General features: G+C 70.8%; 11 protein-coding genes. 4 read left to right on the plus strand and 7 right to left on the minus strand.

Annotated features, from left to right (window positions below; translation table 11 throughout):
• Nucleotides 1-515 precede the first annotated feature (515 nt).
• Entirely contained in the window at nucleotides 516-3014 is a 2499-nt protein-coding gene (glgP, locus tag AB0M73_RS33785; RefSeq protein ID WP_363899420.1) for an alpha-glucan family phosphorylase, read from the plus strand.
• A gap of 165 nt (nucleotides 3015-3179) precedes the next feature.
• Here the strand turns inward: glgP and AB0M73_RS33790 are convergent, their stop codons facing one another.
• Together AB0M73_RS33790 and AB0M73_RS33795 are read right to left on the minus strand one after the other, a co-directional pair.
• Nucleotides 3180-4166 (minus strand): ABC transporter permease, encoded by a 987-nt coding sequence (locus AB0M73_RS33790; protein WP_363899423.1) that lies wholly within the window; start codon nucleotides 4164-4166, stop codon nucleotides 3180-3182.
• Nucleotides 4163-4795, minus strand: coding sequence for an ABC transporter ATP-binding protein (locus AB0M73_RS33795; RefSeq protein ID WP_043731502.1), 633 nt, complete (start codon nucleotides 4793-4795; stop codon nucleotides 4163-4165). Before AB0M73_RS33795 ends, AB0M73_RS33790 begins: the two co-directional genes overlap by 4 nt.
• Nucleotides 4796-4927: 132 nt before the next feature.
• On the opposite strand from AB0M73_RS33795, the gene AB0M73_RS33800 reads away from it, so the two are divergent.
• The gene (locus AB0M73_RS33800; protein WP_363899427.1) at nucleotides 4928-11143 is read left to right on the plus strand and encodes a type I polyketide synthase; all 6216 of its coding nucleotides are present in this window, start codon (nucleotides 4928-4930) and stop codon (nucleotides 11141-11143) included.
• Nucleotides 11144-11295: 152 nt separating this feature from the next.
• Here AB0M73_RS33800 and AB0M73_RS33805 read toward each other — a convergent pair whose 3' ends face one another.
• Together AB0M73_RS33805 and AB0M73_RS33810 are read right to left on the minus strand one after the other, a co-directional pair.
• Nucleotides 11296-12246 carry a zinc-binding dehydrogenase gene (locus tag AB0M73_RS33805; protein WP_363899430.1) on the minus strand — a complete coding sequence of 317 codons (951 nt, stop codon included), beginning with the start codon at nucleotides 12244-12246 and terminating at the stop codon, nucleotides 11296-11298.
• Nucleotides 12247-12287: 41 nt separating this feature from the next.
• Complete coding sequence (locus AB0M73_RS33810; protein WP_363899433.1) at nucleotides 12288-13403, minus strand: SDR family oxidoreductase; 1116 nt, start codon at nucleotides 13401-13403, stop codon at nucleotides 12288-12290.
• 285 nt (nucleotides 13404-13688) lie between these two features.
• Between AB0M73_RS33810 and AB0M73_RS33815 the strand changes: the two genes are divergently transcribed.
• Complete coding sequence (locus AB0M73_RS33815) at nucleotides 13689-14255, plus strand: hypothetical protein (protein WP_363899436.1); 567 nt, start codon at nucleotides 13689-13691, stop codon at nucleotides 14253-14255.
• A gap of 54 nt (nucleotides 14256-14309) precedes the next feature.
• On the opposite strand, the gene AB0M73_RS33820 is transcribed toward AB0M73_RS33815, so the two are convergent.
• Nucleotides 14310-15443 (minus strand): hypothetical protein, encoded by a 1134-nt coding sequence (locus tag AB0M73_RS33820; protein ID WP_363899439.1) that lies wholly within the window; start codon nucleotides 15441-15443, stop codon nucleotides 14310-14312.
• Nucleotides 15444-15504: 61 nt separating this feature from the next.
• Here AB0M73_RS33820 and AB0M73_RS33825 point away from each other — a divergent pair, with 61 nt between their 5' ends.
• Nucleotides 15505-15873: a DUF5313 family protein gene (locus AB0M73_RS33825; protein WP_363899442.1), complete on the plus strand. Its 369-nt coding sequence runs from the start codon at nucleotides 15505-15507 to the stop codon at nucleotides 15871-15873.
• A 21-nt stretch (nucleotides 15874-15894) separates the two neighbouring features.
• Here the strand turns inward: AB0M73_RS33825 and AB0M73_RS33830 are convergent, their stop codons facing one another.
• Entirely contained in the window at nucleotides 15895-16287 is a 393-nt protein-coding gene (locus AB0M73_RS33830) for a rhodanese-like domain-containing protein (protein ID WP_363899445.1), read from the minus strand.
• Between the two features lie 73 nt (nucleotides 16288-16360).
• Nucleotides 16361-16861, minus strand: coding sequence for a cysteine dioxygenase family protein (locus AB0M73_RS33835; RefSeq protein ID WP_363899448.1), 501 nt, complete (start codon nucleotides 16859-16861; stop codon nucleotides 16361-16363).
• Nucleotides 16862-17199: the final 338 nt, after the last annotated feature.

Genomic DNA, 17199 nt, shown 5'->3' on the forward strand with positions numbered 1-17199 from the left:
AAATCCGGCAACCGGGCGAAGCAGGGGCGGGGCCGAGCACTCTGCTGCGTTGGCGGTCAGGCGCTGTCCTACCGGCCGGTAAGGGGGCGGCCTCGTCCTTCGATCCTCAATGGACAGATACAGCCACTTCTCCGATCGGTTGATCAGCACTGGACCGACACCTCGGCCGAAGCGATCAATGCCGCCGGCGGCACCGCCGATGATCAGGTCGTCGTCTGGCACGCCGGCAGTTACCAAGGTGCTGCCGCCGGCGCCGAGCTGGGCCGCAACTGGAGCGGCAACGGCCCCCTCGACCACCCCATCACCTGGACCTGCCGCTGGGGTAGGTCTGCCTGCCCCTCCAACCCCACAGAGCGCTCGGCCCCGCCCCTGCTTAATCCAGCAAGGGCGAGGCAGGGGCTTAAAGGGGGCCGAGCACGCGACGCCGAAGGCGGCGCCAATAAGCACTGCAAAGTTTTGCAGAACCCGGGTGAAAGTTGCAGTAGCCGCGGGGGGCGGTTATAGGGTCGCCCACCGTGAGAGCACTCCGCCGGTTCACCGTCCGCGCCAGTCTGCCCGAGCCGCTCGCCGCGCTCGGCCGGCTGGCGACCAACCTGCGCTGGACGTGGCACCCGCCGACGCAGGAGCTGTTCGCCGCGGTCGACCCGCAGGCGTGGGAGAAGGCCGGCAACGACCCGCTGGCCCTGCTGCGCGACATCCCGGCGGCCCAGCTGGAGCGGCTGGCCGCGGACCAGGACTTCCTGGCCAGGGTGCGGGCCACGGCCGACGACCTGGACCACTACCTGACGGCCCCGCGCTGGTATCAGACCCGGGGCGAGCAGGCGGAGCTGCCGGCGACGATCGGCTACTTCTCGATGGAGTTCGGCGTCACCGAGGCGCTGCCGAACTACTCGGGCGGCCTGGGCGTGCTGGCCGGCGACCATCTGAAGGCGGCGTCGGATCTGGGCGTGCCGCTGATCGGCGTGGGCCTGCTGTACCGCTCGGGCTACTTCCGCCAGTCGCTGTCGCTGGACGGCTGGCAGGAGGAGCACTACCCGGTGCTCGACCCTCGCGGCCTGCCGCTGGAGCTCATCACGGACGCGGCCGGCACCCCGGTCCAGGTGCACGTGAGCGTGCCCGGCAACCGCACCCTGCACGCCCGGATCTGGCGGGCGCAGGTGGGCCGGGTGCCGCTGCTGCTGCTCGACTCCAACGTGGACGAGAACGACGAGGACCTGCGCAGCGTCACCGACCGGCTCTACGGCGGCGACCAGGACCACCGCATCCGCCAGGAGATCCTGGCCGGCGTGGGCGGCGTGCGGGCGGTGCGCGTGTACTGCGAGCTGACGGGCACGCCGCAGCCGGAGGTGTTCCACACCAACGAGGGCCACGCCGGCTTCCTCGGCCTGGAGCGCATCCGTGAGCTGGTGACGGGCCAGGGCCTGGAGTTCGACCAGGCGTTGGCGGCGATCCGCGCCGGCACCGTGTTCACCACGCACACCCCGGTCCCGGCCGGCATCGACCGTTTCCCGGTGGACCTGGTGCAGCACTACTTCGGTGGCGACCGGCTGCTGCCGGGCGTGCCGATCGAGCGGGTGCTGGCGCTGGGCGCGGAGGAGAACCCGGGCCTGTTCAACATGGCCCACATGGGCCTGCGGCTGGCCCAGCGGGCCAATGGCGTGTCGCGGCTGCACGGCGAGGTCAGCCGGGGCATGTTCGGGCCGCTGTGGCAGGGCTTCGACGCCAACGAGGTGCCGATCGGCTCGGTCACCAACGGCGTGCACGGCCACACCTGGGCCGCCCCGGAGATGACCAAGTTGGAGCCGGAGCAGCTGACCGACTCCGTGCTGTGGGAGCTGCGCTGCGGCCTGCGCAAGAAGCTGGTGGACGACGTGCGCCGCCGGGTGCGGGCGTCGTGGCTGCAGCGCGGGGCCTCGGCCTTGGAGCTGGGCTGGACCGACTCGGTGTTCGACCCGGACGTGCTGACGGTCGGCTTCGCCCGCCGCGTGCCCACGTACAAGCGGTTGACGCTGATGCTGCGCGACCCGGAGCGGCTGCGGACGCTGCTGCTGCACCCGGAGCGCCCGGTGCAGCTGGTGGTGGCCGGCAAGTCGCACCCGGCCGATGACAGCGGCAAGGCCCTGATCCAGCAGATCGTCAAGTTCGCCGACGACGCGGGCGTGCGGCACCGCATCGTGTTCCTGCCGGACTACGACATGTCGATGGCCCGCTACCTGTACTGGGGCTGCGACGTGTGGCTGAACAACCCGATGCGGCCGCTGGAGGCCTGCGGCACCTCGGGCATGAAGGCGGCCCTGAACGGCGGCCTGAACCTGTCCATCCGCGACGGCTGGTGGGACGAGTTCTACGACGGCAAGAACGGGTGGGCCATTCCCACCGCTGACGGCGTGCCCGACCCGAACCGCCGCGACGACCTGGAGGCGGCGGCGCTGTACGAGCTGCTCCAGGCCCAGGTCGCGCCGCTGTTCTACGACCGCGGCGAGGACGGCGTGCCGACGCGCTGGATGTCCCTGGTGCGGCACACGCTGACCGAGATGGGCCCGCAGTTGCAGGCCGAGCGCATGGTCAAGGAGTACGTGGAGACCTACTATGCCCCGGCTGGCTCGTCGGCCACGGCGGTGCGCGCGGGGTCCTTCCAGGGCGCGAAGGAGCTGGCCGTGTACAAGGCGCGGATCCGCTCCGCGTGGAACCGCGTGCAGGTGACGTACACGGATCTCTCGGTCAACGGCTCGCAGGCCCCGGTGGTCGGGCAGCCGGTGACGGTCCGGGCCCGGGTCGACCTGAACGGCCTGTCGCCGTCGGACGTGGAGGTCCAGGCGGTCATCGGCCGTGTCGCCGATTCGGGTGAACTCTCCGATGTGGCCACGGCGACCATGAGCCCCGGCGCGGACGGCGCCTACCAGGCCGAGCTGGCCCTGCCCCACGTCGGCTCGGTCGGCTACACGGTCCGGGTCCTCCCGCACCACGAGCTCCTGGCCACCCCGGCGGAGCTAGGCCGAGTAATCCTCGCTTGACACCGCGAGTCCCGCTCTCGAGCAGCCATGTGTCGAGTTTCGGAACTCGACATTCAGTTGCCTGAGAGTGGGACTCGCGGTGACGGGCGGGGCTCCTCACTTCCCGGGTGTGAGGAGTCCGCCCGTCGGTCGCCGGGAGCGCCACCGCTCCCGGCGGGGATCCGCTCAGCCTCGCTTGATGCTGAGCGGGTACACGTTCTGTTCCGCGCGGTCGGCCGCCTGCTCCGCGGACAGCGCCGCCAGCACGGCCAGGCCCTGGTACAGCGGCATGTGGTCGGTGGCGACGCAGGTCTCCGCGCACACCCGCACCGTCACGTGCACGGCCTCGCCCGCCGCGGCCGGCCGGGGGATGGGCGCGTTGGCGACCATCGCCGCCGTCACGGGACGGCCGGACCGGGTGTAGACGCGGGTCCGCACGTGGAAGGCGATCAGGCCGACGACCGCGCACGCCGCCCACCACACCGGCAGGGTGGCCATCTGCTGCCACGGCACCGAGCGCGTGAACCCCGCCCCGACGCCGGCCTGCATGGAGCCGTACATCGGCAGGAAGCGCACGAGGTCGTTGTCGGAGCCGGTGTTGACCACCGGCGACTCCAGCCCGACGTCGATCAGGCTGATCATGATGATGGCGAACATGCCTTCCAGCTCGCCCTTGAGCAGCACGCCGAGCACGATGCCGATGCCGCCGTAGGTGACGGCCGCGGTGAACATGCCCAGCGCGAACAGCCACGGCTGCTGGGGATGCCAGTAGACCCACACCATCGCCGTCGAGTACGCCGCGACCACCACCGAGCTGGCCGTCAACGCGGTCACCTTGGCCGCCAGCAGGTGCGGCCGCGGATAGCCGGCCGCCACCAGCCGCCGGTCGAACTGCCCCGAGCGGTAGGTGACGCTGAACATGAGGAAGCCGACGATCAGGGTCACGGCGTTCAGGCCGCCGGAGATGAAGGTCAGGTGCTGCCCGTTGACGCTCAGCTCCTCGCCGGTGCCGCGGTAGCGGAACGGCAGCGGGCTCTCCGACATCATCAGGTCGATCAGCGTGATCCAGACCGGCACGAACACCGCGACCAGGATGATCGCCAACCGATTGCGGGCGTGCTCGATGAGCTCGAACCCGGTGGCCGTGCGGTAGAACTTGCGCCCGATGCTCATCCCGCGTGCGCCTCCACCGGCATGGGCGTGACGACCCCGTTGGCCAGCCGGTAGCCGGTGTCGAGGCGGTCGATGTCGTGGCTGAGGTGGGAGATCACCAGCAGCGAGCGCCCGGTGTCCCGCAGCTCGCCGGCCAGCTCCCAGAAGTGCAGGTAGGTCTCCCAGTCGAAGCCCTGGTACGGCTCGTCCAGCAGCACCACCGACGGGTCGTGCATGAGCGCGATGACCAGGTTCAGCTTCTGCCGGGTGCCGCCGGACAGCGACCTGACCCGGCTGGCCCGGTACTGGGTGAAGTTCAGCCGCTCCACCAGCTCGTGCGCGCGGTGCAGGTCCTCCAGTTGGTAGGCCCGCTGGAAGTAGCGCAGGTGCTGGGCCACGGTCAGCGAGTCGTTCAGCACGGTTCGTTGCGGGCAGTAACCGAGCCTACCTCGTGGTATGACCCATCCGTGGTCCGGTTTCAGTTCTCCGGCCAGAATTCGCAACAGAGTGGTCTTGCCGGCGCCGTTTTCGCCGACGATTCCGGCCAGCTCGCCACGCTCCAGTGTGAAGTCCACGCGGTCGAGCACCTGCCTGCGGCCGAACGCCTTGCGCACGTCGGCCACATAGAGCGTGGAGTTCTGCGATGACACGTCCACCACTGTCCGTCCGGGACCGGTTTCCCGCAAGTTGACCTGCGTCGACCGCCCCCTGTCGGGTGATCTTGTCATGTTGCGGTTGTTGCGCCGTCAACTGCGCCTCATGCTGCATTGAACGGACATCGCATGGCCGTCCGAATTGGTTTCGCTTTTTCCCCGACGGCCGGTCGTGCCAATTCCTGCGAGGGAGTGACCGGCGTGGTGCAGCTCGCGCGTGAACCGATTGCCGTCATCGGTATGTCTTGTAGGTACCCGGGTGGGATCGATTCACCGGAGCGTTTCTGGCAACTGCTCGTGCAGGGCCGCGACGTCATCCGAGAAGGCCCGCACGGTCGCTGGGACGTGGACGCCTTCTACGACCCGGATGTGGACGTGCCCGGGCGCTGCACTTCGCGCTGGGCGGGCTACTTCGACGACATAACGGGCTTCGACGCGGCCTTCTTCGGCATCTCCCCGCGCGAGGCCACGACCATGGACCCGCAGCACCGGCTGATGATCGAGCTGGCCTGGGAGGCCCTGGAACGGGCCGGCCTGCCGCCGCGCGGCCTGGCCGGCAGCCGCACCGGCGTGTTCGCCGGCCTGTGCCACTCCGAGTACATCGGCCGCCTGGCCGGTCGGTACGAGGACATCGACGCCTACATGATGACCGGCAACGGCCATTCCACGGCGGTCGGCCGGATCTCCTACCTGCTCGGCCTCAACGGCCCCAGCGTGGCGGTGGACACCGCCTGCTCCTCGTCGCTGGTGGCGCTGCACCTGGCCTGCCAGAGCCTGGCCGCCGACGAGTCCGACCTGGCGCTGGCCTCGGGCATCAACCTGATGATCAATCCCGAGACGCCGATCAGCTACTCGAAGTGGGGCATGCTGTCGCCGACCGGCCGCTGCCACCCGTTCGACGCCGGAGCGGACGGCTTCGTGCGCGGCGAGGGCGCCGGCGTGGTCGTGCTCAAGCGGCTGTCCGACGCCGAGGCCGACGGCGACGAGGTGCTGGCGGTGATCCGCGCGACCGCGGTCAACCAGGACGGCCGCTCGCAGGGCCTGACCGCGCCGTCGGCCGACGCGCAGCGGGCGCTGTTCTTCGAGGCGGTCGAGAAGTCCGGCATCGACCCGGGTCAGCTCGGCCTGATCGAGACGCACGGCGCCGGCACCCCGATCGGCGACCCGATCGAGTTCGACTCGATGCGCACGGTCTACGGCACCGGCCGCGACCGCTGCGCGCTGGGCGGCGTGAAGTCCAACCTGGGCCACACCGAGGCCGCCGCCGGCGTCTCCGGGCTGATCAAGACCGTGCTCAGCCTGCAGCACGGCATGATCCCGCCGACGCTGAACTTCCAGGGCTGGAACCCGCAGATCCACCCCGAGGACACCCGTTTCTTCGTGCCGACCGAGGTCACGCCGTGGCCCGTGCACGACGCCCCGCGCCTGGCCGGCGTGTCGTCCTTCGGCGTCGGCGGCACGAACTCGCACGTGCTGGTGGAGCAGGCGCCGTCCCGCGTCTCGTCGGGGCGAACATCCCGGCGAACACCCGAGACGGGCCGACCGACCATGATCCCGATGTCCGCCACTTCCTTCGAGGTGCTCGGCACGGCCGCCAGCCGCCTCGCGGAATGGTTGCGGGACCACGACGTCTCCTTGACGGACGTGGCGCACACGCTGGCCTCCCGCCGTTCCCACAACCTCGCCCGGCTCGCCGTGACGGCCCGGTCCGTCGACGAGCTGGCCACCTGCCTGGAGGGCTTCGCCGAGGGCGAGCCGCAGCCGCAGGTCACCTGCACCACCGCCAAGACCGCCGCCGCCAAGGGCAGCGTCTGGGTGTTCTCCGGCCAGGGCTCGCAGTGGCACGGCATGGGCCGGCGGCTGCTGGCCGAGGAGCCCGAGTTCGCCGCGGCCATCGCCGAGATCGAGCCGCTGGTGCTGGCCGAGGCCGGCTTCTCGGTGACCGAGGTGATGTGCGCGCCGGAGATGTCGACGGAGATCGACAAGATCCAGCCCACGCTGTTCGCCATGCAGGTCGGGCTGGCCCGGCTGTGGCGGGCGAACGGCGTCGAGCCGGCCGCCGTGATCGGGCACTCGATGGGGGAGACCGCCGCCGCGGTCGTGGCCGGCGGGTTGTCGCTGGCCGACGGCGTGTTGGTGATCTGCCGCCGGTCCACGCTGATGAAGCGGGCCTCCGGCCTGGGCACGATGGCGTCGGTCGACCTGCCGGCCGAGGACCTGGACCTGTCCGGCACTTCCGTCACCGTCGCCGTGCAGTCCTCGTCACGGTCCACTGTGGTCTCCGGCGACAACGCCGAGGTGGAGCGGCTGGTCGCGCAGTGGCAGGAGCAGGGGCAGATGGCCCGGCTCGTGGCCGTGGACATCGCCGCCCATTCCACCCACATGGACCCCCTGCTGGACGAGATCCGCAGCGGTCTGTCTGGCCTGAAGCCGTTGCGGCCCAACGTTCCCATGTACTCGACGGTGCTGGAGGACGCCCGCGCGGAGTTCACCTTCGACGCCGAGTACTGGGCGGCCAACCTGCGTCAGCAGGTGCGGTTCGCCAACGCCGTGCAGGCCGCCGGCGAGGACGGCTACGGCGTGTTCATCGAGGTGTCGCCGCATCCCGTGACGACCTACCCGATGAGCGAGACGCTGCCGGAAGCCGTTGTGCTGCCTACCGTCAAGCGCGACTGCTCGTCCGAGTTCTTCGCCGTCCAGTTCGGCGCCCTGTACTGCTCGGGCACGCCGATCGACTGGTCCCGCGCCTACGGCCAGGGCCGGCTGGTGGACGTGCCGACGCTGACCTGGGACCGCAAGCGGCACTGGATCGACCTGCCGCTGCCGCACCCGGACCTTCAGGTGGCCGGATCCGCCGACACGCATCCGCTGCTGGGTGTGCACGTCAAGATGCCCGAGGGCGACGGACGCCACGTGTGGCAGGCGGATCTCGGCACGGCCGTGCTGCCGTGGCTGGCCGATCACGCCGTGGACGACGCGATCGTGTTGCCGGGCGCGGGTTTCAGCGAGATGGTGCTGGCCGCCGGCTCCGAGTTCTTCGGTGTCTCGGCCGAACTCATCGACGTGACAGGGCTGCGCTTCGACCGGTTGCTGCCGCTGGGCGAGCACACCGAGGTGTCCACCGTGCTCACCACGCTGGCGCCGGATCGGGCCTCGGTGGCGGTGATGACCAGCACCGAGGACGGCCTGAACTGGGTCACCCACGCCACCGGCGAGGTCCGTCGGCTGGAGTCGCGCATGCCGATGGCCCCGGCCACGCTGTCAGAACTCGTTGCGGCGCATACGGTTGTCGAGGAGCTGCCCGAGTTCTACGCCGGTCTCCGGGCCGACGGCTACTTCCACGGGCCCGCCTTCGCCGGCCTGACCGAGCTGCGCGTCGAGGACGTCGACGGCGGCACCGTGCTGGGCAAGGTCAAGGTGCCGGCCGCGGCTCGGGCCAGCGCCCGGGGATTCCGGTTCCACCCGGTGCTGTTCGACACGTGCTTGCAGGCTTTGGGCGCCGCGCGGATCAAGGGCCGCCCCGCCGGCGCGCCCCGGCTGCTGCCGGCCGGTGTGTCGACGCTGCGGGTGTTCGGCGATCCGACGCGCGGCGTGTGGTGCGAGGGTCAGGCCGTGCTGGACGAGAGCGACGGCTCGTCGGCGTTGGGCTGGATCCGGTTGCTGGACGCCGATGGCGCGGTTCTGGTCGAGGCACACGACATCAAGCTGGTGTCGCCGCTGCGTGAGCTCGGGCCGCGCCGGTTGGACCCGTTGTTCCACGAGATCACCTGGCAGCCCGCGCCGCTGCCCGAGGTTTCGGTCACTGGCAACTGGCGGATCATCGGTTCCGGCCCGCTGGCCGACGAGCTGTCGGCGATGCTGCCTTCCGAGGGTGACGTCACCGGAGTTGTTGTGCTGCCGTCGAATGTCGACGGCATGGAACAGGTCGTCGACCTGGTCGACGTGATCCGCCAGGCCGGGACCGCCCGGCTCTGGGTCGTCTCCCAGGGCGGGCAGGCGGTGACCACCGACGAGGACATCAACCTCGCCCAGGCCGCCCTGCGCGGCATTGGCCGGGTCGCCGGCTACGAGCACGCGGAGCTGCGGCTGACCCTGGTCGATCTCGATCCGGCCGACGCCTCACCGGCTTCGACTCTGGCGCGGGAGCTCACCGCCGATGCCTCCGAGGACGAGGTCGCCTGGCGTAGCGGCGAGCGGTTGGCGGCCCGGTTGATCAAGGCCCCGCTGCACGACGGCACCTGGCAGTACCGTCCACGCCGGACTGTCCACTATGGATCTGATGGCTTCGCCCTCGACCTGGCTCGCCCCGGAAACCTTGACACCATGGGCCTTGTCGTGCGGCCGCGGCGGGAACCGGCCGCCGGCGAGGTGGAGATCCAGGTGCAGGCCGGCGCGCTGAACTTCCGTGACGTGCTGCTGGCCATGGGCCTCTACCCGACCACCGACGGCTCCCAGCCGCCGCTGGGCGGCGACTGCGCCGGCGTCGTGAGCCGGGTCGGGCTCGGCGTCACGGACCTGAAGCCCGGTGATCGGGTGTTCACGCTGGCCAGCGGTTCGTTCGCCACGTACGTGACGACCCCGGCCGACCTCGTGGCGATCGTCCCCGACGGCATGAGCGCCGCCGAGGCCGCCGTGGTCCCGGCCGTGTACCTGACGGCCTGGTACTCGCTCGTGCACCTCGCTCGGCTGATGCCCGGCGAGCGGGTGCTGATCCACTCCGCCACCGGTGGTCTCGGCCTCGCCGCGATCGCCATCGCCCGCAGCCGTGGCGCGGAGATCCTGGCCACCGCCGGCAGCCACGACAAGCGGGAGTACCTGCGGCGCCTCGGCATCTCGGAGGTCATGGACTCGCGGTCGCTCGACTTCGTCGACCAGACCATGGCCGCCACCGACGGCCGCGGCGTCGACGTCGTGCTGAACTCCCTGGCCGGGCCGGCGTTGCGGGCCGGGCTGGACGTGCTGGCCGTCGGCGGCCGGTTCATCGAGCTCGGCAAGCGGGACATCTACGCCGACACCAAGCTCGGCATGTCCCCGTTCAAGCGCAACATCACCATCAGCAGCGTCGACCTGGACCTGGTGCTGCGCACCAAGCCCGACCTGGCCTGCACGCTGCTGTCCGAGGTGGCCGAGGAGCTCACCGCCGGCCGGCTGGATTCGTTGCCCCGCAAGGAGTTCCCGCTGGAGCAGGCGGCCGACGCGTTCCGCCTGATGGCCGCGGCCAAGCATATCGGCAAGCTGGTGCTGACCGTGCCGGACGCCGGATCCACGGTGGCCGTGGTGCCGGAGGGCACCGTGCCCATCGCCCACTCCGACGGCGCCTACGTGATCACCGGCGGTCTCGGCGGTCTCGGTCTGGAGATGGCCAAGTGGCTGGGCGGCCTCGGGGCCGGGCGACTCATCCTCAATGGACGGTCGGCTCCCTCCGTGCACACCGAGGAAGTCATCGCCGAGCTCCGGGCCGCCGGCACCCAGGTCGAGGTCGTCTGCGGCGACGTCTCCACTGGCGACACGGCGTCACGTCTGGTCGAGGCCTGCGGTCCGTTGCGGCTGCGGGGCATCCTGCACGCCGCCGCCGTCCTCGACGACGGCATGGTGCTGAACATGGACCGCTCGCGCGTGGAGAAGGTCTGGCGTCCCAAGGTCGACGGCGCCTGGCGCCTGCACGAGGCGTCTTCGTCGCATGATCTCGACTGGTTCGTGCTGTTCTCCTCCGGCGCTTCCATGTTCGGCAACCCCGGGCAGGCCAACTACGCCGCCGCCAACGCTTGGCTGGACGCCTTCGCCCAGTGGCGGCACCACCGCGGTCTGCCGGCGTTGGCGGTGAACTGGGGCGCCTGGGGCGAGGCCGGGCGGGCCACCGAGTTCAAGGATCGTGGATTCAGCACTTTGTCGACAAAGGACGGTATCGACGCCCTGGCCACCCTGCTGGACCACGACCGCGTGCGCACCGGTGTCTTTGCGTTCGAGGCCGATCAGTGGTTCGGCATGCTGCCCTCGGTCATGGAGTCGTCCTTCTTCGCCGCCATGCCCCGCTCCGCCCAGGGCGACGTCCCCGCCTCCGGCGGCAAGGTCCGGGCCGAACTCGTCGAGCTCCCCGCCGAGGAACGCCGCCGCTTCATGATTGACTACCTGGCCGTGCAGATTCGGGTGATTCTCGGCCTCAGCTCCGCCGGCGTCGACTCGGACGTGCCGCTGACCAACCTCGGCTTCGACTCCTTGACGGCTCTCCAGCTGCGCAACCAGCTGGAGGCCGACCTGGCCCTGAAGATCCCGGCCACGGCCGTGTGGACCCACCCCACCCCGGCGGCGCTCGGCGACCACCTACTGGAGCAACTGGCCCTGTAATCCCCTCTTAAGCCACATGCGCTTCCTATGCGGCACCTGGCGCCACATAGGAAGCGCATGTGGCGTTCACGCCGGCTTTTGCCACATGCGCTTCCCACTTGGCGCTGGATGCCACATGGGAAGCGCATGTGGCAAAAATGGTGCGGCGGAGGTCAGGGCAGCAGTAGGAGCTTGCCGACGAAGCGGCGGGCCTCGATGTCGGCGTGGGCGGCGGCGGCCTCCGCCAACGGATACGTCTGGCCGATGACGGGGGTCAGGCGGCCCTCGGCGACCTCTGCCAGCACGTGCTCGACGCGGCGTGGGGCGTCGGCCCAGAAGGTGGGCAGCTGCGACATGTTCGAGACGGTCAGGCGCTGGCGGTCGGCCGCGCCGACGTGCGTCTCTGCGCCGCTGGCCATGCCGTAGCCGGAGAAGCGGCCTCCGTCGCCGAGCAGGGCCAACGCCGCCGCGCCTGTCTCGCCGCCGACGCCGTCGAACACGACGTCCGGGCGGCCGACGCGAGTAGCCCAGGACGGGGCGGAGTAGTCCACGGCCTCGGCCCTCAATTCCTTGGCCAGGGCCATCTTCTGCTCGCCGCGCACCGCGGCGACGGCCGTCGCGCCGGCGGCGGTGACCAGCTGCACCAGCAGGCTCCCCAGGCCGCCCACCCCGGGCGCGACCAGCACGCGGTCGCCGGCCCGGACCGGCGTCCTCTCCAGCAGGGCCAACGCCGTGCTGCCGTCGTCCAGCACGGCCAAGGCGTCACCAAGGTCCACGCTGGCCGGCACGAGGAACGAAGCCTCCGGCGCGGAGATCACGGTGTCGGCGTACCCGCCGCCGTAGCCGCCCAACGGCCTCGTGACGACGCGAGCGCCCAGCCACCCGACGTCCACGCCGGACCCGACCGCGGTGACCGTGCCGGCGACCCCGCCGCCCGGTACGTACGGCGGTGTCACCCCGAACCCCGCGGGACCCAGACCGCGCCGGATCTGGGCATCCAGCCAGCCCACGCCGACCCGCCCCACCGCAACTCGGAACTGCCCCTCGGCCGGATCCGGCGTCGGAAGATCCACCAGCGCCAACACTTCCGGACCGCCGAACCGGCTCGCCATGATCGCTCGCACGACGCCAGTCTCCGGCCTCCACCTAACTGGAGGTCAAGCGATCAGGCCGACAGCGTGTACTGCTCGCTGCCGAAGCTGCGCAGGAGGTAGTCGCGGTCGACCGGCGGGGTGAAGTCGCCGGTCAGGCCGAGGCGGCGCAGGCCGAGGTCGTCGAAGCGGCGACGGTAGGACATGAACGGCATGAAGGTGCCCATGGTCTGGTAGACCATGGTCTCCCACGGCGTCGGCTGCTGCGGGGCGCTGGGCACGAACCGCCAGGTGATCGGCAGGACGTCCTCGAACAGCTCCTCGAACACCTCGGCGATGAGGGAAACCTGGACGTCACGGGGATGCACGATGTGGTAAGTGTCCACTCGGGACTCCGGCGGCCGGCCGGCCACCTCCACCATCAGCCGCGCGGCCTCGTCCACCGGCAGCATGTTGATCAATGCCTTCGGGTCGCCGGGGATGCGCACGACCAGCCGCTCGCGGCTCTCGCCGGTCATGGCCAGCGTGTTGACCAGCTTGCGGGTCAGCTGCAGCCCCGTGAGCAGCGGATGCGTCGGCAGGTGCGGATGCGGCCGCGCGTCGGTGACGAGCACGGACGGCCGGTGCACGACGGCGGGACGGCCGGTGCGCGCGGACCACTCCCGCACGGCAACCTCGGCCAGGAACTTCGACTCCTCGTAGCGCGTGGTGAAGCCGTACGAGTCGTCCAGATCGGGCTCGTAGATCCGGCCCACCGGCCGCCGCCCGGCCACGCCGATCGTGCTGACGTGGTGCAGCATCGGCTTGCGGGCGCCGGCGTCGGCCAGCTCGATGATCCGGCGCGTGCCGACCGTGTTGGTCAGGTGCAGGCGTTGCGGATCGGAGTTGAGGTCGATCGAGGCCGCCACGTGCCAGATCTCGTCCAGCTCGTCGGCCAGGTTCTGGAAGCGCTGCTGGGTCAGCCCCAGCATCGGCCGCTCCAGCTCGACGACCACCGTGCGCAGGCGCGCGGCGATCCCGGCGATCGCCTCCTCCGGCCGCCCGCTGGCGCGCAGATAGCGCACGATTCGCTCGCGGGCCGGAATGCCGCCGGGCCGGCTCAGCAGGATCACCGAGTCGTGCCGTTCCGCGAGGATCTCCAGCAACCGGGTGCCCAGCAGCCCGGTCGCGCCGGTAATGGCGATCGGCATGGTCGAGCGCTCCTTACTCACGAGGCCCCCTGTGCGGAATATAGATCGGCTCGGCGATCATCACCGGCTGATCTCGCTCGTATTGGTGAATCACCGCCGCTCAGCCGGCACTTCGCGAGGGACCGTGCCTACTGTGTTCGGCAGGGCCCGGTGCTGATGTGTCACCCGGATACGGTCGGATCCGGCTGCACGGTTTTCGTGTTCAACCAGCCGCGGCGAGGAATTCCATCCGCGAATTCCCTTCGCGTTCTCCTGGTTGGAGGAAAGCAGGAGAGGACGTCATTCATGCTCAGGAAACTGCTGGTCGTCGTGCCAGCACTGGCAATGGTCGCGGTGACCGTCGGGTCCGCGTCCGCGACGACCGCGCCGGCGGCGGCCGCGCCGCGCGCCGCGTGCACCGCGGACACCCCCGAGGTCAAGGCCCTGACCACGTCGATGGCCGACTTCATGTCGGCGATCGTCGCGACACCGCCGGACACGGCCAAGGTGCAGGGCATCGTCGGCGACATGATCAATGAGTTGGTGGCCCTGCAGAAGGCCGGCTGCCTGCCGCCGGCCGCCGCGCCGGCCCCGGCCCGGCTCCAGGATCCGCAGGCCTGCCTGAACGACCTGCAGAGCATGGGCTCCGCGCTGTTCGGCCTGCTCGCCGCCGTCCTCAAGGCGCCGCCGGATCCGACCGGCATCACGACCGCCACCACGGCGATCGGCGCGGCGATCACGAAGTTCAACAACGACAACTGTCTGCCGATCAAGCTGCCGGTGCCCGGCGCCGGCGGTCTGCCGGCCCCGCCCGGGGGCGTCCCGGCTCCGCCCGGCGGCCTGCCGGCTCCGCCCGGACTCCCCGGCACCTGACCCTTCGGGCCCGTCTCCCTCGGGAGGCGGGCCCGAAGTCGTTGCCAGGAGTTGCTAGGACACGTCGAGGCGATCGCGGATCCGGGCCACCCGTGGCCACCAGGGCGCGATTCGCTCCGCCTCACCCAGCGTCAGCCGGGCCGTCACGTTGTCGCCGGCGGCCATCTGGGCCCGGGCCAGCGTGGCCAGGTCGTCGGCCCGGCCCAAGGCGTCATTGCCGAGCTCGATGGCGGCACTGGCCAGCGCGATCGCCTTGGACACGTTGCCGCGCAACACTTCCACCAGTGCCTTGGCCCCGTTCAGCTTGTACGCCGGATAGGCCAGCTGCTCGGCGTCGGTGATCGCCCGCTCGGCCCAGCCCAGGCCCAGTTCCAGCTCCAGCTGACCGGCTTCGACCGCCGCCGCGGCCAGCCCCGCCAGGCCGGCGGTGATCAGGGCGAAATCCCGCTGCGGCAGATCGGGCTCGGCGAGCATGCCCAGCACCAGCTGCAACGCCTCCGCGTACTGGCCGTGCGCCTCCAGCACCACGACCCGGGCCATCGACAGCGACTGCCCCTCGGGCTGAAGCCGGGCCAGCGCGTCGCAGGCCGCCTTGGCCTGGGGAAGATCCCCGGACTGCACGGCTTTCGTCACCGCCGCGACGAGCGGGGCGGCATCGATCTCCGCCGCCTCGCGCGGGTCCAGGCGCAGGTAGTGCAGCAGGACCCAGCCGGTGGAGGTCGCCGCCGGGTCGCGTCGTGGCAGCAGGGCGAGGACGACGGCGGCGGCGCTGCCGACGGCCGCGCCGAGCCAGAACGGCCCGGACTCGACGGCGATCAGCGTCGCCGTCACGGCCACGCCGAAGATCGCCGACACCAGGTAGGTGCCCCAGATCCGGGGCCGCACCGGGGCCTTGCCCGGACCGATGGTCACCGACAGCATGATCGGCACGGCACGTAACGTGATCGTCCGGCCGGGTGACGCCCAATCGCGTAACCGCGGGCCGACACCGATGACAACGCGAGGCATCCTCGGGCCCAGCGTCAGCCCGCCGAGCAGCACACCCAGCTGGAGCACCGCGAGGCCGATCAGGGCGCCCACCAGCAGGCCGGGCAGCGCCACCAGGATCGCCGCCGGGGCACGCTCCAGCGCGGCGACGACGAGCACGGAGGCGACGGCCAGTGCCGTCCCGGGACGTACGCGGGGCACGAAACCTACAGACGCTACCCCGTGCCGCGTGGTTCCGTACGAACGCGCCTAAGGTTCACGTATGGCGGTGAAGCGGCCGAACCCGGCGTTGTGGCTCTGGTACTCGCTCGGCGGCCGGCTGCCGCAGACCTACCGTGAGTGGGTCCTGCGCGATGTGATCAGCAGGACCTGGCTGCTCCGGCACCTGCTGCGCACGTTCCTGCGGCTGCTGATCCCGCTGGGCATCCTGTACATCGTGTTGTCCCAGTTCGGCGGGCCGCTCTACATCATCCTGATGGCCCTTGGCCTCGGCCTCATCGTCGGCCTGTACTACTCGCTCAGCTATGCCTCCGAGGCCAACGACGCCCGCCTGCGCAAGTACGGCTACCCGTCGGCCTACGGCAGCACCATCCGGGACAACCGGTTCTCGGAGGAGGACCGGCCGCAGTAGTCCGGTTCTACGGCACAGCTCTCACGGCACTGCCGGGCGGCCGCCGGCCACCACGGGCAGGCCGGCCTCGGCCCAGCCTCGGAACCCGCCGACCAGGTCGGTCGCCGTCGTCAGGCCCAGCCGGCGCAGGTCGCGGGCGGCAAGGCTGGAGGCGTAGCCCTCGTTGCAGAGCACGATCACCTTCGTGTCGGCCTCGACCTCCGGCAGCCGGTTCGGGCTGGCGGGGTCCAGGCGCCACTCCAGGTGGATGCGCTCCACCGGCACCGAGCCCGGGATCTCGCCCTCCTCGGCGCGGTTGGCGATCGGCCGGATGTCCACCAGCAACGCGCCCTCGTCCTGCAGCCGCTTGGCCTCGGCCGGGTCCACCCGGTCCAGCTCGGCGCGGGCCTGGTCGAGGTACTCGTCGACCGTCACAGGCCCACCTCGCTGGCGCTCGGCGGGTCTGCGACCCAGGTCCCTGTGCTCAATGGTGCCCTCGCAAGCTCGGTCACTTAACGTCCTCCAGGCTGACGTACTCGCGGGTCGGCAGCAGCGGCGGCGAGTAGGCGTGCACACTCGCGGCCGGCGCCACCTCGAGATTACGCACCTGGTGGGCGCGGCCGCCGCTGAAGCCCACGGCCTCGCCCAGCTCGCGCCGCATCGTGCGGATCGGGCCGCCCGGGTAGCGGTAGTCCTCGTTCAGCCGCCCCTTGAGCACCGTGAACGAGCCCGCCGCGCCGCCGTGGTCGTGCGGCTGCGTGCCCTGTCCTGGCAGCCAGGACAGCAGCCACACCTCCACCCCACCAGTCAGCGCCAGGCGCGCCCACCAGCGCTTCGGCTCCTCGAACCGCAACACGTCCAGTAGCGGCGTGGTCAGCTCGGTGGCGATGGTGCTGGTCAGGTCGCGCAGCTGCGACGGCGTCCACAGCGGGCGCGCCGGCTGGATCAGGTCACGCAGCAGCGGCAGGTCGAGAGCCGGGTGGACGTCGAGGTCGATGGCGAGAGTCATGGGTTTGGCTCCTGCGGGTCGCGGCACGGGACGAAGGTGCGGACGCGACGGGCCGGCTTACGCAGTGCAGGTGATCAGCGGCCGCGTCGCGTGCGGGTACACCCGCAGGAGGCGACGCGAACGAGGTCGACAACGAGGTCGCACCAGGTCGTCCTTGGCCGGATCATGACTCGATGTTCGCACGTCTCACACTGGCCTGGCGACCGCTTCCACCTGCTGAAATCATGTCGGACACCGACAAATCCCCGCGAGTAACGGGGGCCTGTGACGGCCGCTGTTGATGCGGGAAAATAGGCCGGCGTCCGTCCGGGACGCCGACGTGACTGTGATGCCTCGAG

Origin of the sequence: Kutzneria sp. NPDC051319, assembly GCF_040682195.1 — a bacterium.
In the GTDB taxonomy this organism is placed as follows: domain Bacteria; phylum Actinomycetota; class Actinomycetes; order Mycobacteriales; family Pseudonocardiaceae; genus Kutzneria.

Excerpts from the sequence above, each read along its gene's own strand:
- AB0M73_RS33790 (WP_363899423.1), bottom strand. The coding sequence starts at position 4,166 with ATGAGCATCGGGCGCAAGTTCTACCGCACGGCCACCGGGTTCGAGCTC.
- AB0M73_RS33815 (WP_363899436.1), top strand. The coding sequence starts at position 13,689 with ATGCTCAGGAAACTGCTGGTCGTCGTGCCAGCACTGGCAATGGTCGCG.
- AB0M73_RS33825 (WP_363899442.1), top strand. The coding sequence starts at position 15,505 with ATGGCGGTGAAGCGGCCGAACCCGGCGTTGTGGCTCTGGTACTCGCTC.
- AB0M73_RS33810 (WP_363899433.1), bottom strand. The coding sequence starts at position 13,403 with ATGCCGATCGCCATTACCGGCGCGACCGGGCTGCTGGGCACCCGGTTG.
- AB0M73_RS33800 (WP_363899427.1), top strand. The coding sequence starts at position 4,928 with ATGGCCGTCCGAATTGGTTTCGCTTTTTCCCCGACGGCCGGTCGTGCC.
- AB0M73_RS33835 (WP_363899448.1), bottom strand. The coding sequence starts at position 16,861 with ATGACTCTCGCCATCGACCTCGACGTCCACCCGGCTCTCGACCTGCCG.